The organism is Haloglomus salinum, from assembly GCF_024298825.1.
GTDB classification, from domain to species: Archaea; Halobacteriota; Halobacteria; order Halobacteriales; family Haloarculaceae; genus Haloglomus; species Haloglomus salinum.
The window spans coordinates 3,174,786-3,200,962 of the sequence record NZ_CP101153.1; the positions used below are offsets into that span (position 1 = coordinate 3,174,786).

Genomic DNA, 26,177 nt, shown 5'->3' on the forward strand with positions numbered 1-26,177 from the left:
GCGGGCGGGGCCTCGGCTGGGCGCTCCGAATGCGGGGCGTGGTCGCCAGGCGTGACCTCACTTCGCTCACCCGCGAGAAGACCATCGTCCTGGCGCTGCTCATCCAGCTGTTCGTCGCCGCGTTCTCCTCGTTCCTCGTCGTCGGGCTCACGTCGCTGTACGACCCGTCGGCGGTGCAGGGCAAGGTGACCGTCGGGGTGACCGGCGAGGCGGCCGACGTGGTCGCCGCCGCCGGGGCCGGTCGCGAGGGACTCTCGGCTGTCCGGTACGACACGCGGGACGACGCCCTCGCGGCGTTCGAGGCGAACCAGGTCGACGCGCTCGTCGCCGCCGAGCGGTACGCGGACGAGAGCGGCGGCACCCGCGTCCGCATCGAGGCGACAGCGCCCGCCAACAGCTTCCGTGGGACGCTCATCGTCGCTCAGTTACGTGAGACGCTGGAGGCGCTCGAACGCCAGGAGCGCCAGGAACGCGCCGCGTATCTCGACGCACCCGTGATTCCGCTCCCGGGCGAGGTGAGCGCGAGCCCCTACTTCGGGTTCTCGTACACCGTGCTCGTCCCGCTGTTGCTGTTCCTGCCCGTCTTCATCGCGGGCTCGGTCGCGGTCGACATCGTGACCGAGGAGATCGAACGGGGGACGCTCGAACTCCTGCAGGTCGCGCCCCTCTCCCTGACGGCCATCGCCGACGGGAAGGCGCTGGGCGCGGTGTTCCTGGGTCCGGCACAGGCGCTGCTGTGGATGGCGCTCCTGACGCTGAACGGCATCACCGTCGCGAACCTGCCGGGGCTGCTCGTGCTCACGGCGGGGCTCTCCCTGGCACTGGTCGCCGTCGGCATCGGGCTGGGGCTGGTGGTCCGGGAACGCCAGCGGGCCCAGTTGCTCTACTCCCTGGGCGTCCTCGGCGCGTTCGCCGGCGCGGCCCTGCTCCCCGAGCACCCAGCCACCACGGCCGCACTGCTGGCCATCGACTCGCCCGGCGAGTTCTCCCGGCTGCTGGTCGTGCTATATCTCGTCGCCGGCGTCGCCGTGGCCCTGGGGGTCCGCTCGTTCGTGACCCGCATCGACGCCGAGGGTCTGTAGCCCGCCCCGGGCCGAACCGCCAGCGTCAATCCCCCGTCCGTCGCACTGTGGACCATGCAGGTGTACGGACTCCTCGGCAACCCGGTGGGGCACTCGCTGTCGCCGCCGATGCACGAGGCCGGCTACGAGGAACTGGGACTCGACGCCCGGTACGTCACGTTCGAACCCGCTCCTGACGAGTTCGATGACGCCGTCGCGGGTGCGCGGGCGCTGGGTGTGCGCGGCCTGAACGTCACCATCCCGTTCAAGAGCGACGCACTGGCTCACCCCGACGTCGAGGCCGACGGGCTCGCCGAGCGCATCGGCGCCGTGAACACGCTCGATTTCGGCGGCGACCGCATTACGGGGCACAACACCGACGCGGCCGGGGTCACGCGCGCGTTCGAGCATCACGATGTCGCCCTCGAGGGCGCGGGGGTCGTCGTGGGCGCGGGCGGGGCCGGGCGGGCGGCCGCGTTCGCGCTCGCCGATGCGGGCGTCGACGTGACCATCGCCAACCGCACGGAGTCGAAGGCCACCGACCTCGCCGCGGCGGTTCCGGGGGCGTCGGGTCACCCGCTCGACGCCGTGCCGGACCTCCTCGCGGGCGCGGACCTGCTGGTCAACGCCACCAGCGTCGGGATGGAGGAGGACACCAGTCCGGTGCCAGCCGAGGCGCTCCACGGTGACCTCGCGGTGCTCGACGCCGTCTATACACCCATCGAGACGCGGCTCCTCCGCGATGCGGCGGCGGCCGGTGCGACGACCGTCGACGGGGCGTGGATGCTCCTCTTCCAGGGGGTCGAGGCGTTCGAACTGTGGACCGGTGAGCAGGCCCCCGTCGACGCGATGAACGCGGCGCTGCGCGGGGTACTCTAGCGAGCTGCCCGGGTCGTCAGCCCATCGTGTTGGGGTTTAAGTCCAGCCCCGCCATCGCTTCGGACATGACGCTGTTCGACTCCATCCTGTCACTGCTGGGGCTGAAGTCGACGGACTCCGACAGCCGGTCGGAGTCGACCGACGTGACCGTCGAGCACGACCCCGACGCCGAGAACGAGGCGGCGGTGAAAGGCACCGACGCCACTGCTTCGACAGGGTCCATCACGGAGGAGCCCCCGGAGGACGAGGGGGCTGCGGAGCCGGCCGAGGCGACCGACGGGACCGCCGGGGCCGACCACGCCGGTACCGAGCACGAGGCCGCGGAGCCGGCCGAGGCCGCTGGTCCGTCCGACGAACCCGATACGGAGGCTGAGCCCGCGCCGGTCGACGAGAGCCCGGCGGGCGAACCCGAGGTCGAGGCCGACGAGGAGGAGACGACGGACGGAGAGGCGGAGACGGCAGACGAGGAGACGGCAGACGAGGAGGCGGCCGACGCCGCCAGCACCGAGGATGCGGCCGCGGCCGGCACGGACGCCGCGGCCTCCACCGGGAGCGTGACCGAGGAGCCCCCGGAGGAGGGTGCGGCCGCCGAACCCGCCGAGGCCGCGGGCGGTATCAGCGAGGAGGACGACGAGCACGAGGCCGCGGAGCCGGCCGAGGCCGCCGGTCCGGTGAGCGAGGAGTCCGACCCCGCCGAGGAGTCGGAGGGCGACGACGACGACCCGGTCGACACCGTGAGCGGTATCGGGCCGGCGTACGCCAGCCAGCTCGCGGACGTGGGTGTCGAGACGGTCGCGGAGCTGGCGGCCGCTGACCCGGCAGAGCTGGCCGAGGAGACGGGTATCTCAGAGAAACGGCTCACGCGGCTCGTCGAGCGCGCCGGGGAACGCCTGGACTGACGCCGGCAACCACATCGATTAAGAGAAACCTCCGACTACGACACGCCATGTACCTACCACTGCAGGCCGTGAACACCGGTATCATCGACGCGACCGGCTGGCTCGTCGGGCTCGCGAGTCTCGCCTTCACCATCGCGTGGGCGGTCTACCTGTTCCGGTAGCCCCGTCTCACGTCCCCTCGGCTTCCTCGACGACGTCGACCCGCTCGCGGAGCCACGCGGCCGCCTCCTGCACGACGCGTTCCTCGGGGCCCTGAAGCTTGACCCGGACGTGTTCGCCCGGGTAGGAGCCGACCTGGACGTCGAACTGCTCGCGGAGCTCGGCGAATCGGTCGATGAGTGCGCTCTCGGGCTCGTCGGCGGTGACGAACGCCGTGTATGTCTCGCTCCCGACGAACTGGCCGGCGATGGACTCGAACATCGACTCCATCTCCGCCGGGACGCCGGGGAGGACGTAGACGTTCTCGATGACACAGCCCGGCGCGACGCCCTCCTCGTTGTGGAGCGGCCGGGCTCCGGCAGGGATGTCCGCGGTCCCCGTCGCGAGGTCCTCGTGGGCGTAGCCGCTCTCGGATAGCCAGTCGAGCGCGACCTCGCTCTCCTCGACGGCCACGTCGAACGCCGCCGCGACGGCGTCCATCGTCAGGTCGTCGTGGGTCGGGCCGAGTCCACCCGTGACGAGGACAGCGTCGTACCGGTCCCGGTACTCGGTGACCACGCCCGCGATGTCGGCCACCCGGTCGGGGACGGTCGTCGCCCGCTCGACATCGACGCCACGCTCGGCCAGCTGCCGGCCCAGCCACGCCGCGTTCGTGTTCACCGTGTCGCCCACCAGCAGCTCGTCCCCGACGGTGACGATGGCCACGCGCATGGCTCGGCGTTGGTCCTCCCCGAGCAAAAGAGCCCCGCGATGGGACGACCGTCTCTCTCGCCGGGGCGCTACCCCATCCCCGGCGGCGGGTCGCGCCCGTCGTCGTCCTCGATGTCGATGTCGAGGCCGACCTCCTCGCGGCGTTTGACGGTCTCGCGGATCTGGAGGTAGTAGTAGAGCGCCCCGCCCGTGCCGAGCACCAGCATCAGTGCGACCAGCCCGCCGAACAGGAAGAGGTCACGCTGGAGGTAGTAGCGGACCAGCACGGAACGGGCCCGCGTGACCGAGTCCCACCTGACGTGGACCTGACCGTCGACCCGCTCGGCGCTGGTCCGTGTGGGCTGGACCTGCGCCAGGACGGGCAGGCCGACGCGAGCACCTTCGGGCAGGACCATCTCGTATGAGCCCTCGACGAACGTCGGGGTGGCCACCTGCTTGCCGTTCTTCGGCGTGGTGAACGCCAGCTTCCCGGTCTCGTTGGTCGGGAGCCGGACCGTCGTCCGGCGGCGTGACTTCGAGACCGCGAGCTTCGAGTCCGGCACGTCGACCGTCTCGCCGTCCTTCAGCATGACGAGGTTCGCGTTCCCGTCGTCGGTCTCCTGGTACCGGAGAACGGTGCCGTTCTCGTACCGGAACTGGAGCGAGATGGGGTCGACCGGCTGGTCGGTCCCGAGCGCGTCGCGGGTGTACAGCCCCATCGTGAAGTTCTCGCCCGCCTCCCGGCTCCCGGTCGTCCGGTTGCCGACGGCGTAGACGGAGGTGAAGTTGTTCTTGTTCACCTCGATGTAGCCGTCGGCGTCCGCCGTCCAGTCGTACTGGCCGCCCGGGTCCTCTGCGAGCGACCCGGACTGGACCGAGCCCGGGCCGAACACGGAGGTACAGCCACCGAGCGCGAGGAGTGCACCGAGGAGCACGACACCCGCCGCGAGACGGCGTCGACTGCCCGGTGACGGGCCTGCGCCTCCGTCGTTCGTCCCGTCGTCGGGTACGTCTCCGGTCATGGGACGACGCACAGCAGCTCCGCGGGCAGGTACTCGCCGACGGCCGACAGCAGCCCCGGCGGGTCGGTCCCCTCCTTGCAGACGACCGACTGCTCCAGCAGACCCAGCCGCTCGACGGTCACGATGTCCTGTGCGTGGCCAGCGCGGTTGACGGTGGCGCGGACCTCCGCCCGCGTAGCACTGTTGACGTTGAGTCGGCCGGTACCACGGGTCCACTCGTAGAGCCGGTCCTGCTCGCTTTCGGCGAGTGACGCCACCTCGTCGCCCTCCTCGTCTTCTGCGATGGTGTAGGTGAGCGGCAGGTGCTGGACGAGGCCGAAGCGCTGGCGGATCTGTGTGGCGTCGCCCGGCCCCAGTCCGAGGTTCTCGGCCGGGACGCGGACCGTCTCGCCGAAGCCGACGTCGAGTGTGAACCCGTCGTCGTCCCAGCGCGCGAGGGTGCCGACGTAGGTGCCGCCGGCCTCGCGGTGCGGGGTGAGTTCGCCCCACTCCTCGGCGAGCGCGTTGCGCGCGGCCGTCGCGTCCGGCCCGGAGATGGTGACGCTCGGGAAGTCGTCGTCACGGATGCCCAGCGAGGACTCGACGTCGAGTTCGCCGATGGTGTTGTCGACCTGCGAGCGTAGCGAGTCGAGCGCTCGCTCCCGGGCCTCGCCCTCCACGTAGAGCTTCGTCGCGAGAACGACCATCTACGCCTCGGCCTCGTCGGGTGCGGGCAGGTGGAGTTCCTCGCGGAGCTCGGCGATACGCTGCTCCATCGCGTCGACGAGCCGCTCGTTGGACATCGAGGTGAGTTCGCCGCCGCAGTTGGGACACTGGAAGCCGAACTCCATCGCCTCGCCGAACTCGAACCGGATGGAGTCCTGCTCGCAGAGGTAGAACTCGTTGTCGCGCTCGTAGTCCTCGCGCTCCTCCAGCGCCTCGAGCAGCCGGTGCATTTCCTCTTCGAGCCGCTCGGGGATGTTCTCGTACTCGAACGTCCAGAGGTAGGTGAGCCACCCGGAGTCCTCGTCGCGGAGCCGTCGGTAGCTCGCGAGGTCGTTCTCGTAGAGGATGAACAGGGCCCGACGCACGTCGTTGAGCTCCATCCCCAGCTCCTCGGCCAGTTCCTCGTCCGTTACCTCCCCGTCCGGGGGGGCCGCCGCCACCGGCATGCCGGTCGGCCCCACCAGCTCGTGGAGGTACTTCTGTATCACGGGGTCCTCGAGTAGATCCTCGAACGCCATTACGGTGTAATCCGCCGGTCCGCCGGGTAAAACTTCCGCTCGGGCCGTCTGTCTCCGCTCGGCCGGCCGGCGGCGGCCTGCTGGATTCGCGGGACCGAAGTAGGTCGCTCCCTGACACCGGGTATGGACGATGCGTCCGCGGGCGGTCCCGCCCCACTGACTCCCGACCGGGGGGAGCCGCACGGTTCCCCCGGGCGCCGACTGGCCGCCATCGCGGCGCTCGCCGTCGTCCCGTGGACGGTCATCCTCATCTATGGGGAGGTGACGCTCGTGTTCCCGTTCGGCTTCGTCAACACGAACCCGCCGGAACTCATCGACACGTACACCCTCCTCGTGGTCGCGAAGGGCGGCCTGCCGCGGAATCCGGAACTGCTCCCGCTCTCCATCCTGTTCTACCTCGTCGCGCTCGCCAGCGCGGCGGCCGGACTGGTCGGCCGCGAGGACGCACGCTTCACCGCCGGAATCCTCGTTCTCGCGGGCCTCTCTCACCTCGGCGTCGCGTACGCGTTCAGCCACCGACTCGCGTACACCCCGGTCCCGTTCGGCGCGGTACTGATGTTCGGTGTCGCCTGGTGGTACTACTGGCCCAGCCTCCGGGCGCTGATGCTGGCGCCGGTGGACGGGTAATCGAGGGAAACGGAATACTTCGGAGTATCTGTTATCGTAGCCGAGGGGCTACTCCCACGTCTCGATGCGGCCTTCCCGGATATCTTCGACGCAGCCCTGGCAGTCCGTGCTGTCTGGGTCGTAGCAGACCGGCCGGGCGGCCTCGTCGAGGTCGACAGCCCGGCGCTCGGCGTGGCGGCGGCAGACGAGCTTGGCGCGGCCCTCCTCGTCGGTCGGGAGGCCCGCGAGCGCCTGGTTGCGTCCGCTCTCGTACGACCGCCGGGCCTCCTCGACCTGTCGGCCCGCCGAGCGGAGCTTCGACCGGAGGAACCGCTTCAGTCGCCGTCGGTCGCCCATACCGACTCACGGGTGCCCGGCCACAAAGACGCGTCGGCGCGCTCCCGGCCGCGCTCCAGTACGCGTCGGTGCGTCCACGCCCACGCTCCGGCGAAAGCGATAGGTGGGTTCCGTGGGCAAGAGCCGGTATGCCGGGGCCCGTGTTCATCGAGACGGAACGGCTCGAACTCCGGACGGTCGAGGAAGGGGACGCGGATGTGGTACAGCGCGCCCGGATGCATCCCGATATCAGGCGGTACATCGCCGGATTCCGGGCGCCCCGGAGCGAGTCGGCCGTCGCCGAGGACGTTCCGAGCGACGACGGCGTCTCGCTGTTCGTCGTTCCGAAGGCGGGTGAACACGGGGGGCAGCCGGTCGGACAGGTCGAACTCGACTACGTGAACGAGGCCGACGGCTGGGCGAACCTCAGCTTCTGGTTGTTCCCCGAGGGGTGGGGACACGGCTACGCGACGGAGGCCGCGGCGAATCTGGTCGCGTTCGCCTTCCGGGAACGGGGACTCCGCCGCATCACGGCGAACGCGCTCGCGCCGAACGACGGTTCCATCGCCGTACTGGAGCGACTGGGATTCACGCACGAGGGGACACAGCGTGAGAAGACGATGGCAGACGGCGAGTACGCCGATGTCGAGTTCTACGGGCTCCTCCAGCGCGAGTGGCCGGGAGCCGATACCGTCCGGTCGGACTGACCGTCGACGGGCCGGCGGCGGTCCGGCGGGAGGCGGTCCGGCGGGAGGACCTGACCCGAGCCGAGGAACCCGGCGATAGATGCATCGAAGGCCACGATTACACTTCCACCCCGGTCGCGAAACTTCTTATACCATCCGGCGCCAAGCGGCGTACGCCTCCCATTGAAAACACGCGGAGGCGGAACGAACCCATGGCAGACCTACAGCGACACGCCGAAGAGGTACACGACCAGTTCTCCGACCAGCTCGATATCACCGTCGAGGACGTCCAGGAGCGCCTCGAGACGCTCGTGAACGAGTACAAGGTGCCGGCTGACGAGGCCCGGCGCAGCGTCGTCTCGACGTATCTGGACGAGGCGGGCATGGAGCGCGATGAGATCGGCGGTGGCGGCGGTGGCGGCAACGCCTCGGTCAAGGCGGCCGAGATCGACCAGGACGAGCAGTGGGTCGACCTGCGCGTGACGGTGGCGGACCTCTGGGAGCCCCGGAGCGACGCCGTCGCGCAGGTCGGGCTGCTCGGTGACGAGTCAGGCACGGTCAAGTTCGTCGCCTTCGAGACCAGCGACCTCCCGCTGCTCGAGGAGGGCCAGTCCTACGCGCTCGGGAACGTCGTCACCGACGAGTACGAAGGCAACTACTCCGTGAAGCTCAACCGGACGACCAGCATCACCGAACTCGACGAGACCATCGAGGTCGGCGACGACGCCACCGAGGTCGAGGGCGCGCTGGTCGACATCCAGGACGGGAGCGGGCTCGTCAAGCGCTGCCCGGAGGAGGACTGCACGCGCGTCCTCCAGAACGGCCGCTGCAACGAGCACGGCGAGGTCGACGGCGAGTACGACCTCCGTATCAAGGGCGTGCTGGACGACGGTGACGAGGTGACGGAGGTCATCTTCGACGAGGAGGCCACCACCGATCTCACCGGCATCGGGCTGGAGGAGGCCATCGGCATGGCCAAGGACGCGCTCGACACGGAGGTCGTGGTCGAGGAGATGCGCGAGGACGTGCTGGGGCGCTACTACCGCGTCCGCGGCCCGACGTTCGGCCGGTACGTCCTGGCGAACGAGACAGAGCGGCTCGACGGGCCCGTCGATGCCGAAGCGACGCTGATCAAGGCGAGGTCGATCTGACATGAGTTCCATCCCCACCCGCGAGGTCGCGCGGCGCGCGTTCGCCCGCGAGTTCAACGACGCCGGCTACACGTTCAAGGAGTCCGACGACGACCGCGCGCCCCTGTACGCGCTCCTGCCCACGGGCGAGCGCGCCAACCGCGTGTTCGTCGTCGGCACCCTGATGGAGACCGAGGACGTCGGCGACGAGTCGGAGTACTGGCGCGGCCGCATCGTCGACCCGACGGGCACGTTCTTCACGTACGCCGGGCAGTACCAGCCCGAGGCCGCCGCCGCGCTCCGCGAACTGGAGACGCCCACGTTCGTCGCTATCGTCGGCAAGCCCCGCACCTACGAGACCGACGAGGGCGACGTCCGTGTCTCGCTGCGCCCCGAGTCCATCACCGTCGTCGACCAGGCGACCCGTGACCGCTGGGTCGTCGAGACGGCCGAGCGGACCATCGAGCGCATCGAGGCGTTCGACCCGGAGACCAGCGAGTACGCGGCCATGGCCGACGAGCAGTACGACCTGCCCGTCGACACCTACCGCGACCAGGCCATCGCGGCGCTGGAGTCGCTGGACGACGGTGAGACGGCCGAGGCGCCGGCGCCCGACGCGGCCGACTGACCGCCTCCGCGGTTCGTAGCGTTCGTCAATCGTTCTGCGATTTCTTCGCGTCTGATAGCGATGCGCTCGCTGTAAGGCCGAACTCCTAATACCTGTCAGTTTCAGCGTGAAATCATGGGTGGGCTGAAGAGGGGATACAGGGCATCCGTCTTCGGCCTGGGACTTCTGCTGTCGGTTCCGCTGCTCCTCGTTGCTATCCACGTCGCCGTCCCTGGGGCGGTCCGGAGTCAGCTCGCCTTCTCTCACGACCAGTTCCGTGGATATACGCTGCTGACGTGGGTCTCCGTCCACCCTTCGAACATCCATCTCGGTGGCTCGCTCGTCGCGTATCTCCTCGCCGGTGGTCTCACGTACCACCTTGCCGTTCACGCCAGGGCACAGCGGTGGTTCCGCTACACGTTCGTGGTTATCCTGTTGCTCGTCCCCGTCCTGACGGCACTGACACGTTTCGGCCTCGTCTCGATGCTGGCACCTGCGGCCAGTCCGACCGAACAGGGGTTCGTAGACGTGGCTGCCGGGTACGGTGGCACGCTGCTGGTTGCGCTGTGGGCGTACGTCGGCGAGCGGTTCAATCGGAGTATCAGGTGGGACGTACTGATCAGCTTCCTACTGTTCGTCGTCCTCGGAGTTGACACGCTGTACCGACGCCGTTTCCACCCGCTGCTTCTCGGGAGCTTCCTCGCTCTGGGTATCGTTCAAACGGCGATGTACGCTCGAGGAACCGACAAGTGGTGGATTATGCCTTCCTATCGACGCTCCTTCGGCTTCCATATGCTCAGCATGGGGGTATTCTTCACGCTTTTCGTGATTGTCGTGATTTTGCACCCTGCCGATGTCCAGCTGGGACAGCAGTTTCTGACGACGTTCGCCGACACCGCTGGAATCTGGTTCGGGTTCGTCCTCGGGTCCGCTACATGGGTGGCGGCATCAAGCACAGCCGAGCGGTGAGTACCGATTCCCTGCTGTGGGACTACCGGGCCGCCGACGCACGACGCACTCGCTGGGTAATCCACGGGCCGGGAGCGCGTGGTGAGGCCCGGAGCGGCCGAACCCGCGCGACCTGGGGAAGGGCAGGGCCACCGCGCCCGTGACACCTCCAGTCTCCTGGTGGACTCGAAGGGCGAGGCCGCTCGTCGCCGCCCGGACGACGTAAGCACCGCAGACCGAACGTAGTGAGGTCGAGGAGCGCAGCGAGGCCCGGCGGCACGAGCGGCCGAGGGCTTCGTAGCAGTCTCTCTTGTCGCTGGGGACCGAATCGTAATAGACCAGGGCCACCCCTAGCACCCGAACGCTTTAGTGATAACCCACAGTAATCGGCCGAACATGGAACTGCCCACGGCCGCCGAACTCCGGGAACGGCGGAAGACGGACCTCGACATGACCCAGAGCGAGCTGGCGGAGATGGCCGGCGTCTCCCAGCCGCTCATCGCGCGCATCGAGGGCGGCGACGTGGACCCGCGGCTCTCGACCCTCCGGCGCATCGTCAACGCGATGAACGAGGCCGAGGGCGCCATCAAGCGCGCCGAGGACATCATGAACGAGGACCTGACCTTCGTCTCGCGCGACGACAGCGTCGCGGCAGCCATCGACCTGATGGGGGAGGCCGGGTTCTCGCAGTTACCCGTCGTCGACGAGGGTGGGACACCCGTCGGGCTCATCTCGAACTCCGATGTGCGCCACTACAGTGCCGACGAGGTCGACGAGATTCCGGTGGCGGAGTCGATGAGCGAGTCCATCGTCACGGTGGGACGGGACGCCACGCTCGACGAGATCAACGACTATCTCGACCACAACCCCGCCATCATCGTGATGGAGAGTGGCGAGATGGTGGGCATCATCACCGAGGCCGACGTGGCGACGCATCTCCGGTGAGTCGCGCGGTCGCGGAAGTCGGGCAGCAGGGGCGGCGGCACGCTTTTGCGGTTGCACCGACGAATACGAGTATGGCCGAGCGTGAGACGCGTCGCGTCGCCCACGACCTTCTGGGAGAGCCCCACGTCGCGGGACGCCGAATCAGCGTCCGGCAGGTGCACGCGCTCGTCGAGCGGGGGGGAGAGGACCCGGAGGCAGTCGCCGACCGGTTCGACCTGGACGTGGCTGACATCTACCACGCTCTCGCGTACTACCACGACCATCCGCGCGAGATGCGGGAGGTCGAGACCGAGCGGGAGGCGGCGGCCGAGCAGTTCGGAAAGCGTATCGACCGGCCAGCGGGCGTCGACCCGGACGGACAGTGAGATGGGCGGCGAGTGGCGCTTCCTTCTCGACGAGAACGTCGACCCGAAGACAGTCACGTATCTCGAGAAGGAGGGAATCGACGCTGAACACGTCCGGGACGTGCTCGGGTAAGGGGCGGACGACGAGGCCGATGTCCTCCCGTACGCACGGGATTCCAGCCGCGTCGTCGTGACCAGCGACGTGACGGACTTCGGCGCGGTCGCGGACGACGAACACGCCGGTATCGTCCTCCTCTACGACGACACGATGCCAGGGCATCGGGTGGCATCCGCCCTCATCCACATGGTGGACACCTATCCGGACCGGGACGCGTTCGCCGGATACGAACAACTCGATGATTGGGTCTGAAACTCCTGGACAATTCTATTAAATCACTATTAATTTCTAAACAAATAAAATATCTGATTAAATACTTTACCGGGATTCTATCTGCTTACCTGTCCATCCGGTCCCGCATCCCGTTGTGGATGATGTCGTTCACCATCCCCGACTCCAGGAACTCGCCGGGGAACCCCATGTCCACCGCGCTCACCTCGTTCAGGCGCTCGACGTGTTCGTCGGCGAGCTTAACGTCGAGCGCGCCGAGGTTGTCGTCCAGTTGCTCGGGTGTGGTCGCGCCGACGATGGGCGTGAACCGCACGCCAGTCGCCTCCTGTCGGGCATCCAGCCACGCGAAGACGACCTGCGCGGGCGAGCAGTCGGCCCCGTCGGCCACCTCGACGACCGCCCGTGCCACGCGTTCCTGCTCGTCGGTCATCTCCCGGCCCGTCACGGAGAGGCGCCCCTCGGCGTCCGCCTCGAGGTACTTCCCGGTGAGGACGCCGCTGTCGAGTGGTGACCAGACGGTGACGCCGAGTCCGAGTTCCCGCGCGAGCGGGAGCAGCTCGCGCTCGGGCGTGCGCTCGGTGAGGGTGTACTTGATCTGGAGCGCACACGGCGTCACGTAGCCGCGCTCCTCGGCCAGCGTCACCGCGCGCGAGGCCGCCCACGCCGGGTAGTCCGAGAGCCCGACGTGGTGGACCAGACCCCGCGAGACGAGGTCGTCCAGCCCCCGCATCGTCTCCTCGATGGGCGTCATCCCGTCGTACGCGTGGACCCAGAGCAGGTCGATGTAGTCCGTCCCGAGGCGGTCGAGCGAGGCCTCGACGGCCTGCATCATGTTCTTGCGCCCGTTGCCGCAGGCGTTGGGGTCGCCCGGGCGGGTCGCGGAGGTGAACTTCGTCGCCAGGACGAACTCGTCGCGTCGGCCCTCCAGCAGGTCGCCCAGCATCCGCTCGCTGGAGCCGTCCGTGTAGTTGTTGGCCGTGTCGATGAAGTTCCCGCCGGCGTCGGCGAACCGGTCGAGCTGTTCGCGGGCGCCCGCTTCGTCGGCACCCCAGCCCCAGTCCTCGCCGAACGTCATCGTCCCGAGGCAGTACTCGCTCACGCGCAGGCCACTGTTCCCGAGACGTCGGTATCGCATGTCGGTCATGCCACGGGCTACACGCGGGGCCAGGATAACTGTGCGCCGGGCCACCGGGGATGCACCGCTCTCAGGAGAGCGTCAACCCACGGATATCGACGCTCGCCTCGCCGTCCGTCTCCTCCACCCGCCCGATGACCCGTCCCTCCGTCTCTGCGACGAGCGCCTCGGCAGCCTCGGGGTCGAGCGCGGCGACGAAGCCGGTGCCCATGTTGAACGTGCGGTGCATCTCCTCGTCGTCGACCGACCCCTCGGCCTGCACGAAGTCGAACATGGGGTCCGCGTCGAACGGGTCGTCGACGACGTACCGGAAGTCGCCGAGGCGGGTGAGGTTCGTCCACCCGCCCCCTGTGATGTGCGCGGCGGCGTGGGCGCTGGCCTCCCGGAGTGGCGCCAGCAGATGCGTGTAGATGCGTGTCGGCTCCAGCAGCACGTCGCCGATGCGGGGCGTCTCGCCGTCCTCGACCCGCGAGCAGTTCGGCGTCCCGTACTCCTCGACCGGGAACGGGTCCGTGTACTCGTGGTCGCGGGTGGTCGCCTGCCGCGCGAGCGTGAGGCCGTTCGAGTGGATGCCCGAGGACGGGAACCCCACCAGGGCGTCGCCGGCCTCGGCGTCGCCGGGGAGCAGGTCCGCGTCGGTCGCGAGGCCGGCACAGGTCCCGGCGAGGTCGAGGCTCTTCACGACCTCCGGCATCACGGCCGTCTCGCCGGCCACGAGTTCGATGTCGGCGGCCTCACAGCCCGCGCGGAGGCCCTGGCCGACCTGCTCGGCGAACCCCTCGTCCGGTTCGTCGACGGCGAGGTAGTCGACGAACGCGACCGGCGTCACGCCCGCGGCCGCGAGGTCGTTGACGTTCATCGCGATGCAGTCGATGCCCACCGTGGAGTAGTCCCCCAGCGCCTCGGCGACGAGCAGTTTCGTCCCGACGCCGTCGGTCGCGAGCGCGAGGTAGCGGTCGCCGATGTCGAGCAGGCCGGCGTAGTCGCCCGAGACGCCCTCGACCGCGCCCACGAGGGCGGCGGTTGCGGCCTCGCTCGCGTCGATGTCGACGCCGGCGTCGGCGTAGGTGAGTCCCTCCTCGTCGGTCTCGTCCGCCGCGTCCCGGTTCCCGTCCGGTGCGTCGTCGTCCCCGTTCGCGCCACGGTCGGTCATGGGTGAGCGCGGGGGCGAGTCGCGCAAAGGCGTGTCGGTCGCCGCCTGACACCGTGGCACTGCGGAATCGCCCGGCGAGCCAATCGCAAAAGGCTTATGCGCGTTTTGCTCCCCCGTTCGGGCAATGAGCCAGTCCTCGAAATCGATCTCGGAGCGGGTGGAGGAACTCGACCTCCCCAGCGATAGGCTCCGTGAGGTGTATCATCTCCCAGTGCTGACCCTGCTGGTCGCGTTCTCGCTCTGGGTTCGGACGCGCGGCTGGCAGAACTACACGTCTGGTGAGCGGATTCTCTTCTCTGGAAACGACCCGTGGTACCACTACCGGATGGTCGAGTACACGGTTCGGCACTGGCCATCGACGATGCCGTTCGACCCGTGGACCGGGTTCGCAGCGGGGAAGAACCCCAGCACGTTCGGCACGCTGTTCGACCAGCTCGTGGCCACGATGGCCCTGATATACGGGCTGGGCTCGCCCACGCCCGAGCAGGTGAAGGTCGTCACGCTGTTCGCCCCTGCGCTGATGGGCGCGCTGACGCTCATCCCGCTTTACTTCATCGGGAAGCGCTTCGGGGGACGAGTTGGAGGGCTCATCGCGGCCCTCATCGGTGCGATAACGCCCGGACTGTTCCTCACGCGTGGACTGGTCGGCGTCGCCGACCACCAGGTCGCCGAGGTGCTGTTCATGGGCATCGCCGTGGCGCTGTTCCTCATCGCGCTCGACGTGGCGAAGCGTGACCGTCCCATCTGGGAGCTGTTCACCGCTCGCGAGTTCGATTCGCTCCGACCGACGCTCCTCTGGTCGACGCTGGCGGGGCTCGGACTCGGGCTGTACGTCTGGGTGTGGCCGCCAGGCGTCGTGTTGATCGGCATCCTCAACGTCTTCCTCGTCCTGTACCTTCTCGGGACCTTCGCCCGAGGGGGCGCCCCCGACCACGTCGGCATCGTCGGTGTCGTCACACTGGGGGTCACGCTACTGCTGAGCCTCGTCCAGATGGAGTCCCTCGAACTCTCCATCGACTTCTCGCTGACACAGCCACTCGTGGCTGCCCTGGGTATCGTCGCCTGTGTCGTCATCGTGGCCGGGAGCCGTGCCTGGGAGGGGATGGACCGGGAGGTGCCGCGCTGGGGGTTCGGTGTCGGGCTCCTCGTGCTCGGCCTGCTCGCCGTCGGCCTCTCGGCGCTCGTGGTGCCTGACGTGTTCGCCTACTTCCAGCGCCAGGTCGTCCGGGTCTTCGGGACCGATGTCAGTGAGACCGCCGCGACCATCGGTGAGGTCACGCCGTCGGGCGACCCGGTCGGGTTCTTCTTCAACTCGTTCGGCTTCGCGTTCTTCACCGGAATCGCCGGTCTCGTGGCACTGACCTACCGCTCGCTACAGGATGACTCCATCGCGCCCGCCGGCCTGTTCGTCGTCGTCTGGTCGCTGTTCCTCTTCGCGATGGCCAACACGATGACGCGATTCGCGGTCTACATGGTGCTCCCACTGGGAGCGCTGAATGCGTTCCTGGCAAAGGAGGCGTTCGACCTGATTGGACTGTACGACCTCTCCGACGTCACCGATATCAAGGGGTATCAGGTCATCTCCGTCGTGGCGGCCCTGCTCCTCGTCACCGCCCCGATCGCCGTGACGATCGGGCAGGGCGGGCTCTCCAACGCGGCGCTGGATACGGCCGAGTCTCGGGGGAGCGGCACCCCGGGCGCGGCCCAGTGGGCGCCGGGCCTGGAGTGGCTCCAGAACGAGACGCCGGAGGAGGGCCAGTGGGGACAGAACCCCCAGACAGCCCTCGACAAGGGGTACTACGGGACGTACGAGCGGACTGACGATTTCGACTACCAGTCGGGGGATTACGGCGTCCTTGCCTGGTGGGACTACGGCCACTGGATCACCGTGCTCGGTGAACGGATACCCAACGCGAACCCGTTCCAGCAGAACGCCAGATACGCCGCGAACATCATGCTCTCGGCCAACGAGTCGTACACGGTCGAGTCGACCGCCAGCACCGGCGGCGACGGCGAGCAGACCAGGTACGTCATGCTCGACTATCAGATGGGGCTGGCTGGGACCCAGAAGTTCAGCGCGCCGGTGGCGTTCCAGCGCCGCTACGCCGTCGACAACGACACCGGCGAGTACGTCGTCCAGCTGCACCCCAACGGGAGCGACGGGCTGCCGGACGGCCTCCGGGCCCTCCGCGCTGCCGACCTTCAGCAGACGGCGTACGTCGTCCAGCAGACCCAGGGTGGGAGCCGCCTCGTCGGCCGCTACGCCGTCCACTCCCAGCGGTCGATGGAGAGTATACGGACGCGGCTCTACCAGTACCACGGGAGCCGGGCTGAGCCGACCTTCAGCGACGGGAGCGTCGTCGTCGCCGACTGGGAGCGCGTCGACTACCGTGGAACGACCCTCCCGGGAATCACCGCTGCGACCCAGCCCGTCCGAACGTTCCCCAACCGGACCGCGGCCGAGCAGTACGTCCGCCGTGACGGGACCGCACAGATCGGCGGTGTGCTGGGCAAGCCGAGCGAGCCGGTCCCGGCACTGGAGCAGTACCGGCTCGTCTGGGCCTCGGAACGGACCGCACAGACGCCTATCAGCCGTGCCTTCGGTCTCTGGTCGCGCCTCAACCAGCGGCCGCCCCAGCCTATCGAATCGGCATCTTACCTGAAGACGTTCGAGCGCGTCGAGGGCGCGACCATCCAGGGTGAGGGCCCCGCGAACACGAACGTCACGGCAACGGTCCAGATGCGTATCCCCACCAACGGCCGGACGTTCACCTACGAACAGCAGGCCCAGACCGGCGACGATGGCCGGTTCACGATGACGGTGCCGTACTCCACGACCGGGTACGACCAGTTCGGCCCCGAGCAGGGCCGCACCAACGTCTCCGTCAGGGCGACGGGCCCGTACGCCATCACGGCACCACCGACGGTGGCCGAGGACGGAATCACCCGATACCGGGCGAACGCGACCGTCTCCGAGGCGCAGGTCATCGGCCGGAGCGACGAACCAGTCACCGCGACGCTGGAGGGCGAGGTCGTCACGGTGAACGAGGGCAACAGCACCAACTCGACGGACTCGGGGAGCGGAACGAACACCACCGACTCCGGCGGCTCGGACACCAACTCCACGTCGTCGACCCCCAGCCCGACACCCACCGGCACGGCGACGCCGACCGCGACACCGACGGCATCGCTCGCACCGCCGGCCTGGCTGACCACGCCGCTCACGTCGGTGCTCGGCTGAGATGGGCGGGACCGAAGCGACGGTGACGTCCGGCGAGGGCCCGCTCCCATGGTGGCTGTCCGTCTACCTGAAAGGCGCCGCGATGGGCGCTGCCGACACCGTTCCCGGCGTCTCGGGCGGGACGGTCGCGCTCATCGTCGGAGTCTACGAGCGACTGGTGACGGCCATCACCGAGCTGGACCCGCTAGCGGTGCTTCTGCTCGGCGACATCCACACCCGTGCCGGCCGTGCCGCCCTCGTCACGCGACTTCGGGAGATGGAGGTCCCCTTCCTGCTGACGCTCGGTGGCGGTATCGCGACGGCCGTCGTGACCCTCTCGCGAGTACTCGAGTTCGCACTGGAGGAACACCCTGCCCCGACGTTCGCGTTCTTCTTCGGCCTCATCGCCGCGAGTGCGGTCGTCCTCTACGGGGAGGTGGATGTCGGCACCCCTCGCCGACTGGCGGTCGGCGTCGTCGGTGTGGTCGTGGCGTTCCTGCTGACCGGCCCCATCTCTGGAGCCCTGCCATCGACGCTCCCGGTGGTCTTCGTCGCTGGCTCGATCGCCGTGACTGCGATGGTCCTGCCCGGTATCAGCGGCTCGTTCCTGCTCATCATCCTCGGGCAGTACGAGTACATGATCACGCAACTGGGTGACTTCGTCGACGCCGTCATCGCGACGGTGACGGGCGGTCAGGGGCCGTCACTGGCGAGCCACGCGGGCGTGGTCGTGACGTTCTGTGCGGGCGCTGTCGTCGGGCTGCTGACGGTTGCACACGTCATCCGCTGGGCACTGGACCACTACCGCGCCGCGACGCTGACGTTCCTGGTGAGCCTGATGGTGGGTGCGCTCCGCTTGCCGGCCCGGGAAATCGCTGACGCCACTACACAGTTCACGCCCGGGACCGTTGCGCTCCTGCTCGGTGCCGGCGTCGTCGGTGCCGTCCTCGTGCTGGGTCTCGACCACATCACGGCCGACCTCGGGCTCTGAATGCCCCCCGGCGCGTCGGACGAGACCGCGACGGGACCGCTCGCGGCCGTGATTGCCCGCCTGTTCGGTGCGGAGGCGGACGTGGTCCGGGACCGGACCTTCCAGGTGCTCCTGCTCGGGAGCATCATCTCCCCGATGGGCTCGTCAGTCGTCTCGCCGGTGCTGGAGTCGCTGGCGGCGCCGTATGGCGTCTCCGTCGCCCGTGTCGGCCTGCTGATGGCCGCGTTCACCGCGCCCTCTATCGTCGCTATCCCGCTCGTCGGGGCGCTCTCGGACCGCATCGGGCGGCGCCCCGTTCTCGCTGCGGGGCTCGTGCTGTTCGCCGTCGCCGGCGGTGCGGCCGCGTTCACGACCGACTTCCGCGTCGTCGTCGGACTCCGCCTCGTGCAGGGTATCGGCTACTGTGGTATCGGCCCGGTCCTCATCGCCAGCGTCGGCGACCTCTACGGCGGCGAGCGTGAGGCGACCGCACAGGGACTCCGGTTCGCCACGGTCGGGCTCTCGCTGGCCCTGTTCCCGGTCGTCGCAGGGGTGCTGGTCGCCCGGGGGTTCCAGCTCCCCTTCCTGCTGTTCCTTCTGGGGCTGCCGGTCGCGCTCGTCGTCCTCCTCGTGTTCGAGGAACCGACGCGGGCGGGTGCCGGAGGAGGGGCGACCGACGGCTCGGAACCAGAGGCCACGGTCGGCGCCCTCGTCGAACGGTTGCGCGACCCGCTCGTCCTCGCGGCGCTCCTGGGGCGGGCGGTGCCCTCCTTCCTCTGGTTCGCCTTCCTGACGTACGCCTCGGTCGTCACCGGGAGGCTCCTCGGTGGGTCCCCCGGCGTCGCGGGCCTCGTGGTCGGCCTCGCCAGCCTCGGGTCGGCGGTGGGTGGAACCCAGGTCGGCCGGCTCACCGCAACCTTCGACGGCCGCGGGGTCCCCCTCGCCACGACGATGGCGGTCTGTGGCGCGGGGCTGGCGCTGTTCGGTCTCGCGACCTCGCTCCCGGTAGCGGCCGCGGGAGCCGCGTTCGTCGGGGCCGGCTTCGGGACCGTCCTCACGCTCTACCGGTCGACCGTGACCGGACTGGCCGACGCCAGCGCCCGCGGCGGCCTCGTCAGCGTCGGTGAGTCGGTCGGCCGCGTCGGTTCGACGGCGGCTCCGCTCGTCCTCGGCGGGCTCATCGCGGCCGGCGAACCCGTCCTCGGCTTCGAGGTCGCGGTCCGGTACGTCCTGCTCGGGACGGCCGCCCTCGGGACGGTCGCGGGGCTCGGTCTCGGGCTGCTGGCCGGGCGAGCCCACACGCGAGCCACCGACGACGACGGCGTCTTCGAGGCCGACTGACGGGCGCCCTGCGCTCGCGCGTTCTCACTCCTCCTCCCCGACCACTTTCGCTCCGCTGCCGAACGATTGAACTGGGCTGCGGCCGGAGTTCGTGACGAGACGATGCGCCTCGACGAGTTCATGGACGGGCTGGACGACGGCACCGAGGCGCTGAAGCGCCAGCTCGCCGAGGAGAAGTCCTACGCCATCACGGACCACCTCGACGAGGTCCAGCGCCGCTTCGACGAGGTGGCCCAGGGCGACTCCCTGTTCGGCTCCACGTCGCCGTCCATCTTCGTCGGGCGGAGCCAGTACCCGGACGTGACCGCGGGCGTCCTCGCGCCGGTCGGCGACGAGGAGCGCGCCGAGCGCTACGAGACGGGGAGCCACTGGTACCGCGAGGGGTTCGGCATCGAGGACGTGTTCGAGGCGCGCACAAACCTGCTGAACTCCACCCAGCGGACGAACGTCCACGTCGCCGACGAGTGGACCGGCTTCACCGGTGTGCAGCGCGAGGTGGCCATCGCCGACCGCCCGGTCGACGTGGAGGTGGGGCTGGACGGCCCCCTCGACCTCGACCTGGACGTGGGCTTCGACGACATCGCCACCCCGACCGGGCCGCGCGCGCAGGCCGAGCACGCCGAGTTGACGGAGAACCCCCACGTCCCTCGTGCCGTCGAGAAGACCCTGGAGGACGACGACTGGAAGGCCGAGGGCGCGATGAGCTACCTCTACAACCGTGGCTTCGACGTGTACGAGGTCAAGACCATCCTCTCGGCGGGCGCGCTGGGGCAGACAGAGGAGCGCCGGATGGTCCCCACGCGCTGGTCCATCACCGCCGTCGACGACACCATCGGGGGCTTCCTCCGCGGCGGCCTGCGGAACGCATCCTCGGTCGACGAGATCGAGGTCTGGTACAACGAGTTCCTCGGCAACCGGTTCTGGGTGCTGCTCGCGCCCGGCGACTGGGAGTTCGAACTGGTCGAGATGAAGGCACCCGGCAGCGTCTGGAACCCCCACGAGGACCGCGGCTACCGCGTCGCCTCGGACCGGGAGGGGTACGAGGGCCGCACCACGTACGTCGACGAGACCTCCGGGGCGTACTACGCCTCCCGGCTGGGGGTTCTCGAGCACCTCCGGGACCGGGACCGGCAGGCGAAGGTGCTGGTTCTCCGGCACGTCACCGAGGACTACTGGGGGCCGGCCGGCGTCTGGCAGGTCCGCGAGACCGTGCGGAACGCCTTCCGCGACGGGCAGCCCGGTGTGGCCGAGACCTTCCACGACGCGGTCCGCGAGGTCGGCGAGCGCCTGCCCATCTCGATGGACGCACTCCGCCGCAAGTCGGAGATGGTCGCCGGCCTGCAGTCGACGCTCGGCGCGTTCGGGAACGGGGGTGGCGTCGACCCGAGCGGCACGGTCGGTGACGGCGGCCGGGTCGACAAGGACGCCGGCGACACCGGCGGCAATCCGACGCTCTCGGACTTCGAGTGAACGAGCGCGCCCGGTGACCGCTCCCGACCTGCCGTTTTTCCCCCTAGGGGTGGTGTTCCGGACGATGCTCGCCCCACTCCAGATTCCCGGCGGCCCGGAACTGCTCATCATCGCGCTCAACGTCATCTTCGGTGTCGCCATCCTGCTGGCCATCCTCGGCGGGTTCTACTACTTCATCGACCGGACGAAGAGCGGCGGCAGCATGGACGAACGCTTCGACCGCGTCGAGCGCGAGGTCGGCGGCGTCCAGGCACGCGTCGACGACCTCGACGACCGGGTCACCGAACTCGAGGCGCTCCAGAACCGCGTCGACGACCTCGAACGGATGGTCGCGCAGGGGGAGGACCGGGAGTGAGGTGGTATCCGGACCCTCACTGACTGCGACACAGATATCTGTTGGATGTTGCGGATTACTACTGAAGTTCTAGAACAAGTCGACATCTCGGCGATATCGTCTATTATTCTGCGGTGTCCAGATTCGCCCACGCCGCGTCGACCAGTTCGCCGGTGTCGGCGATGATGTCGGCCATCGTCTCGTTGTCGTCGGCCATCCCGAGGAGTCGGGCGGCCTTCATGATGGAGACGTGGTAGACGACCTGGACGCCGGGTTCCTCCTGCCAGACGACGACGTTGCAGGGGAACAGCCCGCCGATGCGTTTGTCGCTGGCATCCAGTGCGCGGTCGGCCATGTTCGGGTTGCAGGCGCCGAGGACGTAGTACGGGTCCCGGCCGGCGTCCACCTTCTCGTTGAGCATGTCCGAGGGGGAGAACTCGGTCGCGACGCCGAAGCCCTCCTGCGTGAACGCCTCCCGGACGTGCTCGATGGCCTCCTCGTGGTCCATGTGGAGGGTCGCGCGCTTCTCGCCGATGTCGTCGCCGTCCAGCTGTGTCGGGTCGATGGGGAGCGTCATGCGTTCGGACGGACGCCCGTCGGAGGAATAAGCGTTCCCACAGTCTTGCGCACGGTTCGCAATTCAGATGGTGCCGGCGTGTGACCCGTGCCGGCCCACTCGCCGCTGTTGTCGTGAGCTGGTGCCGCTGATTCAGAGCCCCCACGCCGCTGTTCCCGGGCGCCGGCGGGGATGGTGCCGTGGCTGGTTCCACAGGAGAGACATGACGGAATCGCCGCTGCGACTGCCGGCCACCTGACCGGCTCAGTCCTCGGTCGGAACCGGGCCGGTGCCGACGACGCTCTGGACGGCGTCCTCCAGCGCGTTGCGCGTCTCGAAGTACGTCTCGTCGGTCTCCTCGAGGATGTCGCCGAGTTCGCGCGGGCCGTCGGGCGTCCGGACGACCGTCTCACCCTCCCGGCGGACGACCTCGCTGTGCTCGATACCGTAGTGGAGCCGGTGGCTCACTCTCGCGAGCGGTGCGCCCTCGACGTCGGCGCCCTCGCCGAGCTCCACGGCCGGCGCTTCCTCCTCGGTCTCCTCGTCCTCGTCGCTCATGGTCGAGTGTTCACGGGTTCGCTCATACCGTTTTCGAAGCCGGAGCGTCCTCACCCTCGCCCCGTCGGGACCACAAACGACACCTCCCGTCCGGTCGCGACGTGTGATATGCACCAGACAGCCGGGCCGATGCACGGGGCCGTCGGGACGCCGCGCGCGCGAGAAACCGGACGGGGACGCGGACGAACGAGGGGAGAGCCGTGACCGAGGTCCGACTCGCGGGCGAGGGGCCGGCGGTCGAGGCGGTTGCGGCCGCGCTCGCGGACACCGACGCGACGGTCGAATCGGCCGCACCCGATTCGCTTGTGGGTGCCGACCTCGGCATCGTCGTCGCGCCGGTCGGCGCCGAGGCCTTCGCCGATGCGACGGGGACTGCGCACGACGCCGGGACGCCGTGGCTGGCGGTCGAACTCGGCGGCGTCGGTGGCCACGCGCTCCCGGACGGCGACGCCGCCGTCGGCGGATTCGGCGCTGGCACGGCCTGTTTCGACTGTCTCCGGACGCGCGTCGCGGCGGGGCTCGAGGGGGATGGAGACCGCGCCGACGGTGACGCGTCGGTCGCGGCGACCACGGCACGCTTCGCGGGCGCGCTCGCCGGGCGCGCGGCGGCCGACCTCGTCGAGGGCCGCGAGACGGCCACGCTGGGGAGCGTCGTCGAAGTCCCGCACGCGCAGCGTCGAATCCTCCCGGTTCCCGGGTGCGCCTGCGAGACGGACCCGCCCGATGCGACCCTCGACCGGACCGTCGTCGACCGCTCGCTCCAGGAGTCCGTCGACCGGCTGGAGCGCGCCGTCGACCGGCGGCTGGGCCCGGTCCGCGAAATAAGCGAGGCCGAGTCCTTCCCGGCGCCGTACTACCTCGCCGAACTCGCGGACACGAGCGCGTTCAGCGACGGCGTGACCGGCGGCCTCGCCGCGGGGGTCGCGACCGACTGGAACGTCGCGCTCGGGAAGGCGCTCGGTGAGGGACTCGAACGCTACGCAGCCGCCGTCTACCGCGGCGACGCCTTCGAGCGCGCACCGGCCGCCGGCGTCGAGGGTGCGGTCCCGCCGTCCGCGTTCGTGCGGCCGGACGCCGACGATGGCGACTGGCACGCCCCCGACCCGAGCGAGTCCATCCCCTGGGTCGCCGGCGAGGACCTCGTCACGGGCGAGCGCGCGTGGCTCCCGGCCGAGTTCGTCGTGTTCCCACCGCCGCAGGGCGCTCGCCACCGTCCGGCCATCACGACAGGACTGGGCTTCGGGAGTGGTGTCGACGCCCTGCTCTCGGGGCTCTCCGAGGTCATCGAGCGCGACGCCGCGATGCTGGCGTGGTACTCGACGTTCGAACCGATGGGGCTCTCCGTGGGGCCCGACGCTCTCGCGGCTGCACCCGAGGACAGCCCGCTCGCCACCTTCGAGACGCTCCGGCGGCGCGCCCGCTCGGAAGGGCTGGAGACGACTGCGCTCCTGCTGACACAGGACATCGACGTGCCGGTCGTGGCCTGCGCGGTCCACCACGACGGTGACCGCTGGCCGCAGTTCGCGGCCGGGATGTCCGCGGCGCTCGACCCCGCGGCGGCCGCCCGGGACGCACTGGCCGAGGCGCTCCAGAACTGGATGGAACTCCGAGGGATGGGACGACAGGGCGCGACCGAACAGCAACCCGGCGTCGCGCGAGCCGCGGACCGACCGCGGGGCGTCCGGGAGTTCTGTGCCCCCGAGACGACGGTTCCGCTGGAGTCCGTCGGCCCGTCGGACCCCCCTGCCGGCGACGCGGCGCTCGAGGCATTGCTCGACGCGGTGGCGAGTGCCGACCTCGACGCGTACGCAGCACGGGTGACGACTCGCGACGTCGAGGCGCTCGGCTTCGAGGCGGTCCGGGTACTGGTTCCGGGTGCGCAACCACTGTTCAGCGGGACGTCCTACTTCGGCGAGCGTGCACGTAAAGTCCCGGAGACGTTCGGGTGCGAACCGCGCCTGGACCGTGCGCATCATCCGTTCCCCTGATGCCGCTGACGCCTGCCCGGGCCACTGCAGCGCCGACTCGGGCATCGAGGTGACCCGTAATTTAAGGGCAACCGGTTGTGGACATCTCACTACCAATGGGTGTGGGTGACCGGGAGCCGAGCGCTACCCCGGGTCGACAGCGGGCGTCCGCCAGACGCGACGGCGCGAGTGGCATCGAGGTCGACGCCATCGCCGACCTGGGTGTCGACTTCGCCTTTCGACTCGACACCGGCGGGACGGTCACCGCCGTCTCCGGTGACATCGAGTGGCTCCTGGGAGCCACCGCCGAGGAGGTCATCGACGACAAGTTCGAGCAGTACATCGCCGCTGGGTCCCTCGAGACCGCGTACGACGCGCTGGACGCGGTGCTGTCGGGAGAGACCGTCCGCGGGATGGCACTCCGGATTGCCGGTGACGAGCGCCCCTGGATCGAGGTGAACGCTGAGCCGGTCCGGAACGCGGAGGGCGAAGTGGTCGCCGTGCGCGGAGCGGCTCGCGAGGCGACCGAGCGCCGCCGGGCCATCGAGCGCCACTCGGAGGCGATGAAGGGTGCCATGGACGGGATGGCGCTGCTCGACGACGACGGCTGCTATCTCTTCGTCAACGACGCCCACGCCGACCTGTACGGGTACGACCGCGAGGAACTCCTCGGGAACCACTGGTCCCAGCTCTACGACCCGGCCGAGCAACGACGGCTCGAACGGGAGGCGCTGCCGGAGATGGTCGAGACGGGCGGCTGGCGCGGCCCGGCCGTCGGCCGGCGCGCCGACGGCTCCACCTTCCAGCAGGAACTCTCGCTGAGCGACCTCGAGGACGGCTTCGTCTGTGTCGTTCGGGACGTGACCGAGCGGACACGGCGCGAGCAGATAATCGACGTGCTCGACCGGGTGCTCCGGCACAACCTGCGCAACGAGATGAACGTAGTGCTGGGCGAGGCCGGGGACATCGCCCGGAACGCCGAGGGGGAGCAGGCGGCTGCCGCCGAGCGAATTCGTGACCGCGCCCGGAGCCTGCTGGCCGTGAGCGACACCGCGCGGACCGTCCGCGAGGTGGTCTCGGGCGACCACGAGACCGACCATCTGGACCTCCGCTCGGCCGTCCGGCAGGCCACCGACCAGGTCGAGGCCGGGGGACACGACATCGCCACCAGCCTCCCGGAGCGCCCGCTCCACGTGGCGTCTCCCGGGTGCCGACACGCAGTGCGAGAACTCATCGAGAACGCCGTCGAACACGGCTCGACGAGCGGTCCGTCGGAGGCCGGGTCGGATGGCCCTGACGGCACCGCCCCGGCGGTCAGCGTCGACCTCTGCAGCTCCGAGGACCCGGGGGGTGCGCCCGTGGCCGTGCTTCGCGTGGCCGACAGTGGTCCGGGTATCCCCCGGATGGAACGCCGCACGCTGGAGGAGGGCTCGGAGACACCGCTGCGCCACGGCCAGGGGCTCGGTCTCTGGCTGGTCAACTGGGTGACGACGGAGGCCGGTGGCGACCTCTCGGTCGACGAGTCCGACGACGGCGGGACCGTCGTCGAGATGCGGCTACCCCTGGCCGACAGTGCGGACGGGTGAGGC

General features: G+C 69.5%; 27 protein-coding genes and 1 pseudogene. 19 read left to right on the forward strand and 9 right to left on the reverse strand.

Going from position 1 to position 26,177, the window contains the following annotated elements; genetic code table 11:
- Window positions 1–29 precede the first annotated feature (29 nt).
- The 3 genes from NL115_RS15415 to NL115_RS15425 all read left to right on the forward strand — a co-directional run bounded on the left by NL115_RS15415 (window position 30) and on the right by NL115_RS15425 (window position 2,839).
- Complete coding sequence (locus tag NL115_RS15415; protein WP_254833101.1) at window positions 30–1,082, forward strand: ABC transporter permease; 1,053 nt, start codon at window positions 30–32, stop codon at window positions 1,080–1,082.
- 54 nt (window positions 1,083–1,136) lie between these two features.
- A complete protein-coding gene (locus NL115_RS15420) occupies window positions 1,137–1,940 on the forward strand; it encodes a shikimate dehydrogenase (protein WP_254830228.1) in 804 nt (267 codons plus the stop codon).
- Window positions 1,941–2,005: 65 nt separating this feature from the next.
- Window positions 2,006–2,839, forward strand: a complete 834-nt coding sequence (locus NL115_RS15425) for a helix-hairpin-helix domain-containing protein (protein WP_254830229.1) — start codon at window positions 2,006–2,008, stop codon at window positions 2,837–2,839.
- A gap of 168 nt (window positions 2,840–3,007) precedes the next feature.
- Here NL115_RS15425 and NL115_RS15430 read toward each other — a convergent pair whose 3' ends face one another.
- From NL115_RS15430 to NL115_RS15445, 4 genes are all read right to left on the reverse strand, one after another.
- Window positions 3,008–3,709 (reverse strand): competence/damage-inducible protein A, encoded by a 702-nt coding sequence (locus NL115_RS15430; RefSeq protein ID WP_254830230.1) that lies wholly within the window; start codon window positions 3,707–3,709, stop codon window positions 3,008–3,010.
- Window positions 3,710–3,777: 68 nt separating this feature from the next.
- Window positions 3,778–4,710, reverse strand: a complete 933-nt coding sequence (locus NL115_RS15435) for a DUF5803 family protein (RefSeq protein WP_254830231.1) — start codon at window positions 4,708–4,710, stop codon at window positions 3,778–3,780.
- Window positions 4,707–5,396 (reverse strand): DUF2110 family protein, encoded by a 690-nt coding sequence (locus NL115_RS15440; RefSeq protein ID WP_254830232.1) that lies wholly within the window; start codon window positions 5,394–5,396, stop codon window positions 4,707–4,709. Before NL115_RS15440 ends, NL115_RS15435 begins: the two co-directional genes overlap by 4 nt.
- Window positions 5,397–5,933: a transcription factor gene (locus tag NL115_RS15445; RefSeq protein ID WP_254830233.1), complete on the reverse strand. Its 537-nt coding sequence runs from the start codon at window positions 5,931–5,933 to the stop codon at window positions 5,397–5,399. It lies immediately after the preceding gene.
- 123 nt (window positions 5,934–6,056) lie between these two features.
- Here NL115_RS15445 and NL115_RS15450 point away from each other — a divergent pair, with 123 nt between their 5' ends.
- On the forward strand, window positions 6,057–6,560 hold the full coding sequence (locus tag NL115_RS15450) for a TIGR04206 family protein (protein ID WP_254830234.1): 504 nt from the start codon (window positions 6,057–6,059) through the stop codon (window positions 6,558–6,560).
- A 48-nt stretch (window positions 6,561–6,608) separates the two neighbouring features.
- Here NL115_RS15450 and NL115_RS15455 read toward each other — a convergent pair whose 3' ends face one another.
- On the reverse strand, window positions 6,609–6,896 hold the full coding sequence (locus tag NL115_RS15455; protein WP_254830235.1) for a DUF7091 family protein: 288 nt from the start codon (window positions 6,894–6,896) through the stop codon (window positions 6,609–6,611).
- Window positions 6,897–7,024: 128 nt separating this feature from the next.
- Between NL115_RS15455 and NL115_RS15460 the strand changes: the two genes are divergently transcribed.
- The 8 genes and pseudogenes from NL115_RS15460 to NL115_RS15495 form a co-directional block, all read left to right on the forward strand.
- Window positions 7,025–7,582, forward strand: coding sequence for a GNAT family N-acetyltransferase (locus NL115_RS15460; protein ID WP_254830236.1), 558 nt, complete (start codon window positions 7,025–7,027; stop codon window positions 7,580–7,582).
- A gap of 191 nt (window positions 7,583–7,773) precedes the next feature.
- Complete coding sequence (locus NL115_RS15465) at window positions 7,774–8,712, forward strand: replication factor A (RefSeq protein WP_254830237.1); 939 nt, start codon at window positions 7,774–7,776, stop codon at window positions 8,710–8,712.
- A 1-nt stretch (window position 8,713) separates the two neighbouring features.
- Window positions 8,714–9,319, forward strand: coding sequence for an RPA family protein (locus NL115_RS15470; protein ID WP_254830238.1), 606 nt, complete (start codon window positions 8,714–8,716; stop codon window positions 9,317–9,319).
- 114 nt (window positions 9,320–9,433) lie between these two features.
- Entirely contained in the window at window positions 9,434–10,267 is an 834-nt protein-coding gene (locus NL115_RS15475; RefSeq protein WP_254830239.1) for a hypothetical protein, read from the forward strand.
- A 375-nt stretch (window positions 10,268–10,642) separates the two neighbouring features.
- Window positions 10,643–11,191 (forward strand): CBS domain-containing protein, encoded by a 549-nt coding sequence (locus NL115_RS15480; RefSeq protein WP_254821804.1) that lies wholly within the window; start codon window positions 10,643–10,645, stop codon window positions 11,189–11,191.
- Window positions 11,192–11,262: 71 nt separating this feature from the next.
- Window positions 11,263–11,556 carry a DUF433 domain-containing protein gene (locus tag NL115_RS15485; RefSeq protein ID WP_254830240.1) on the forward strand — a complete coding sequence of 98 codons (294 nt, stop codon included), beginning with the start codon at window positions 11,263–11,265 and terminating at the stop codon, window positions 11,554–11,556.
- Window position 11,557: 1 nt separating this feature from the next.
- Complete coding sequence (locus tag NL115_RS15490; protein WP_254830241.1) at window positions 11,558–11,668, forward strand: DUF5615 family PIN-like protein; 111 nt, start codon at window positions 11,558–11,560, stop codon at window positions 11,666–11,668.
- A 24-nt stretch (window positions 11,669–11,692) separates the two neighbouring features.
- Window positions 11,693–11,905 (forward strand): annotated as a pseudogene (locus NL115_RS15495) (hypothetical protein); the annotation flags it as partial.
- A gap of 85 nt (window positions 11,906–11,990) precedes the next feature.
- On the opposite strand, the gene NL115_RS15500 reads toward NL115_RS15495, so the two are convergent.
- Window positions 11,991–13,028 carry an aldo/keto reductase gene (locus NL115_RS15500; protein WP_254830243.1) on the reverse strand — a complete coding sequence of 346 codons (1,038 nt, stop codon included), beginning with the start codon at window positions 13,026–13,028 and terminating at the stop codon, window positions 11,991–11,993.
- A gap of 61 nt (window positions 13,029–13,089) precedes the next feature.
- Window positions 13,090–14,172 (reverse strand): phosphoribosylformylglycinamidine cyclo-ligase, encoded by a 1,083-nt coding sequence (purM, locus tag NL115_RS15505; protein WP_254830244.1) that lies wholly within the window; start codon window positions 14,170–14,172, stop codon window positions 13,090–13,092.
- Between the two features lie 124 nt (window positions 14,173–14,296).
- On the opposite strand from purM, the gene NL115_RS15510 reads away from it, so the two are divergent.
- The 5 genes from NL115_RS15510 to NL115_RS15530 all read left to right on the forward strand — a co-directional run bounded on the left by NL115_RS15510 (window position 14,297) and on the right by NL115_RS15530 (window position 21,528).
- A complete protein-coding gene (locus tag NL115_RS15510; RefSeq protein WP_254830245.1) occupies window positions 14,297–17,413 on the forward strand; it encodes an oligosaccharyl transferase, archaeosortase A system-associated in 3,117 nt (1,038 codons plus the stop codon).
- 1 nt (window position 17,414) lies between these two features.
- The gene (locus NL115_RS15515; RefSeq protein ID WP_254830246.1) at window positions 17,415–18,383 is read left to right on the forward strand and encodes a DUF368 domain-containing protein; all 969 of its coding nucleotides are present in this window, start codon (window positions 17,415–17,417) and stop codon (window positions 18,381–18,383) included.
- Complete coding sequence (locus NL115_RS15520) at window positions 18,384–19,703, forward strand: MFS transporter (protein WP_254830247.1); 1,320 nt, start codon at window positions 18,384–18,386, stop codon at window positions 19,701–19,703. It abuts the gene before it with no gap.
- Between the two features lie 102 nt (window positions 19,704–19,805).
- Window positions 19,806–21,173 (forward strand): DNA repair protein NreA, encoded by a 1,368-nt coding sequence (nreA, locus tag NL115_RS15525; RefSeq protein WP_286666922.1) that lies wholly within the window; start codon window positions 19,806–19,808, stop codon window positions 21,171–21,173.
- 64 nt (window positions 21,174–21,237) lie between these two features.
- Window positions 21,238–21,528, forward strand: coding sequence for a hypothetical protein (locus NL115_RS15530; RefSeq protein WP_254830248.1), 291 nt, complete (start codon window positions 21,238–21,240; stop codon window positions 21,526–21,528).
- 103 nt (window positions 21,529–21,631) lie between these two features.
- Here NL115_RS15530 and NL115_RS15535 read toward each other — a convergent pair whose 3' ends face one another.
- Window positions 21,632–22,084: a DUF302 domain-containing protein gene (locus NL115_RS15535; RefSeq protein ID WP_254830249.1), complete on the reverse strand. Its 453-nt coding sequence runs from the start codon at window positions 22,082–22,084 to the stop codon at window positions 21,632–21,634.
- 243 nt (window positions 22,085–22,327) lie between these two features.
- Window positions 22,328–22,621: a DUF5789 family protein gene (locus tag NL115_RS15540; RefSeq protein ID WP_254830250.1), complete on the reverse strand. Its 294-nt coding sequence runs from the start codon at window positions 22,619–22,621 to the stop codon at window positions 22,328–22,330.
- A gap of 200 nt (window positions 22,622–22,821) precedes the next feature.
- On the opposite strand from NL115_RS15540, the gene NL115_RS15545 reads away from it, so the two are divergent.
- Window positions 22,822–24,609, forward strand: coding sequence for a YcaO-like family protein (locus NL115_RS15545; RefSeq protein ID WP_254830251.1), 1,788 nt, complete (start codon window positions 22,822–22,824; stop codon window positions 24,607–24,609).
- A 95-nt stretch (window positions 24,610–24,704) separates the two neighbouring features.
- On the forward strand, window positions 24,705–26,174 hold the full coding sequence (locus NL115_RS15550) for a PAS domain S-box protein (RefSeq protein ID WP_254830252.1): 1,470 nt from the start codon (window positions 24,705–24,707) through the stop codon (window positions 26,172–26,174).
- Window positions 26,175–26,177 lie beyond the last annotated feature (3 nt).

What these genes read in the sequence shown, in the direction of transcription:
- NL115_RS15415 (WP_254833101.1), top strand. Translation starts at nt 30, where the DNA reads ATGCGGGGCGTGGTCGCCAGGCGTGACCTCACTTCGCTCACCCGCGAG.
- NL115_RS15420 (WP_254830228.1), top strand. Translation starts at nt 1,137, where the DNA reads ATGCAGGTGTACGGACTCCTCGGCAACCCGGTGGGGCACTCGCTGTCG.
- NL115_RS15425 (WP_254830229.1), top strand. Translation starts at nt 2,006, where the DNA reads ATGACGCTGTTCGACTCCATCCTGTCACTGCTGGGGCTGAAGTCGACG.
- NL115_RS15430 (WP_254830230.1), bottom strand. Translation starts at nt 3,709, where the DNA reads ATGCGCGTGGCCATCGTCACCGTCGGGGACGAGCTGCTGGTGGGCGAC.
- NL115_RS15435 (WP_254830231.1), bottom strand. Translation starts at nt 4,710, where the DNA reads ATGACCGGAGACGTACCCGACGACGGGACGAACGACGGAGGCGCAGGC.
- NL115_RS15440 (WP_254830232.1), bottom strand. Translation starts at nt 5,396, where the DNA reads ATGGTCGTTCTCGCGACGAAGCTCTACGTGGAGGGCGAGGCCCGGGAG.
- NL115_RS15445 (WP_254830233.1), bottom strand. Translation starts at nt 5,933, where the DNA reads ATGGCGTTCGAGGATCTACTCGAGGACCCCGTGATACAGAAGTACCTC.
- NL115_RS15450 (WP_254830234.1), top strand. Translation starts at nt 6,057, where the DNA reads ATGGACGATGCGTCCGCGGGCGGTCCCGCCCCACTGACTCCCGACCGG.
- NL115_RS15455 (WP_254830235.1), bottom strand. Translation starts at nt 6,896, where the DNA reads ATGGGCGACCGACGGCGACTGAAGCGGTTCCTCCGGTCGAAGCTCCGC.
- NL115_RS15460 (WP_254830236.1), top strand. Translation starts at nt 7,025, where the DNA reads ATGCCGGGGCCCGTGTTCATCGAGACGGAACGGCTCGAACTCCGGACG.
- NL115_RS15465 (WP_254830237.1), top strand. Translation starts at nt 7,774, where the DNA reads ATGGCAGACCTACAGCGACACGCCGAAGAGGTACACGACCAGTTCTCC.
- NL115_RS15470 (WP_254830238.1), top strand. Translation starts at nt 8,714, where the DNA reads ATGAGTTCCATCCCCACCCGCGAGGTCGCGCGGCGCGCGTTCGCCCGC.
- NL115_RS15475 (WP_254830239.1), top strand. Translation starts at nt 9,434, where the DNA reads ATGGGTGGGCTGAAGAGGGGATACAGGGCATCCGTCTTCGGCCTGGGA.
- NL115_RS15480 (WP_254821804.1), top strand. Translation starts at nt 10,643, where the DNA reads ATGGAACTGCCCACGGCCGCCGAACTCCGGGAACGGCGGAAGACGGAC.
- NL115_RS15485 (WP_254830240.1), top strand. Translation starts at nt 11,263, where the DNA reads ATGGCCGAGCGTGAGACGCGTCGCGTCGCCCACGACCTTCTGGGAGAG.
- NL115_RS15490 (WP_254830241.1), top strand. Translation starts at nt 11,558, where the DNA reads ATGGGCGGCGAGTGGCGCTTCCTTCTCGACGAGAACGTCGACCCGAAG.
- NL115_RS15500 (WP_254830243.1), bottom strand. Translation starts at nt 13,028, where the DNA reads ATGACCGACATGCGATACCGACGTCTCGGGAACAGTGGCCTGCGCGTG.
- purM (WP_254830244.1), bottom strand. Translation starts at nt 14,172, where the DNA reads ATGACCGACCGTGGCGCGAACGGGGACGACGACGCACCGGACGGGAAC.
- NL115_RS15510 (WP_254830245.1), top strand. Translation starts at nt 14,297, where the DNA reads ATGAGCCAGTCCTCGAAATCGATCTCGGAGCGGGTGGAGGAACTCGAC.
- NL115_RS15515 (WP_254830246.1), top strand. Translation starts at nt 17,415, where the DNA reads ATGGGCGGGACCGAAGCGACGGTGACGTCCGGCGAGGGCCCGCTCCCA.
- NL115_RS15520 (WP_254830247.1), top strand. Translation starts at nt 18,384, where the DNA reads ATGCCCCCCGGCGCGTCGGACGAGACCGCGACGGGACCGCTCGCGGCC.
- nreA (WP_286666922.1), top strand. Translation starts at nt 19,806, where the DNA reads ATGCGCCTCGACGAGTTCATGGACGGGCTGGACGACGGCACCGAGGCG.
- NL115_RS15530 (WP_254830248.1), top strand. Translation starts at nt 21,238, where the DNA reads ATGCTCGCCCCACTCCAGATTCCCGGCGGCCCGGAACTGCTCATCATC.
- NL115_RS15535 (WP_254830249.1), bottom strand. Translation starts at nt 22,084, where the DNA reads ATGACGCTCCCCATCGACCCGACACAGCTGGACGGCGACGACATCGGC.
- NL115_RS15540 (WP_254830250.1), bottom strand. Translation starts at nt 22,621, where the DNA reads ATGAGCGACGAGGACGAGGAGACCGAGGAGGAAGCGCCGGCCGTGGAG.
- NL115_RS15550 (WP_254830252.1), top strand. Translation starts at nt 24,705, where the DNA reads ATGGGTGTGGGTGACCGGGAGCCGAGCGCTACCCCGGGTCGACAGCGG.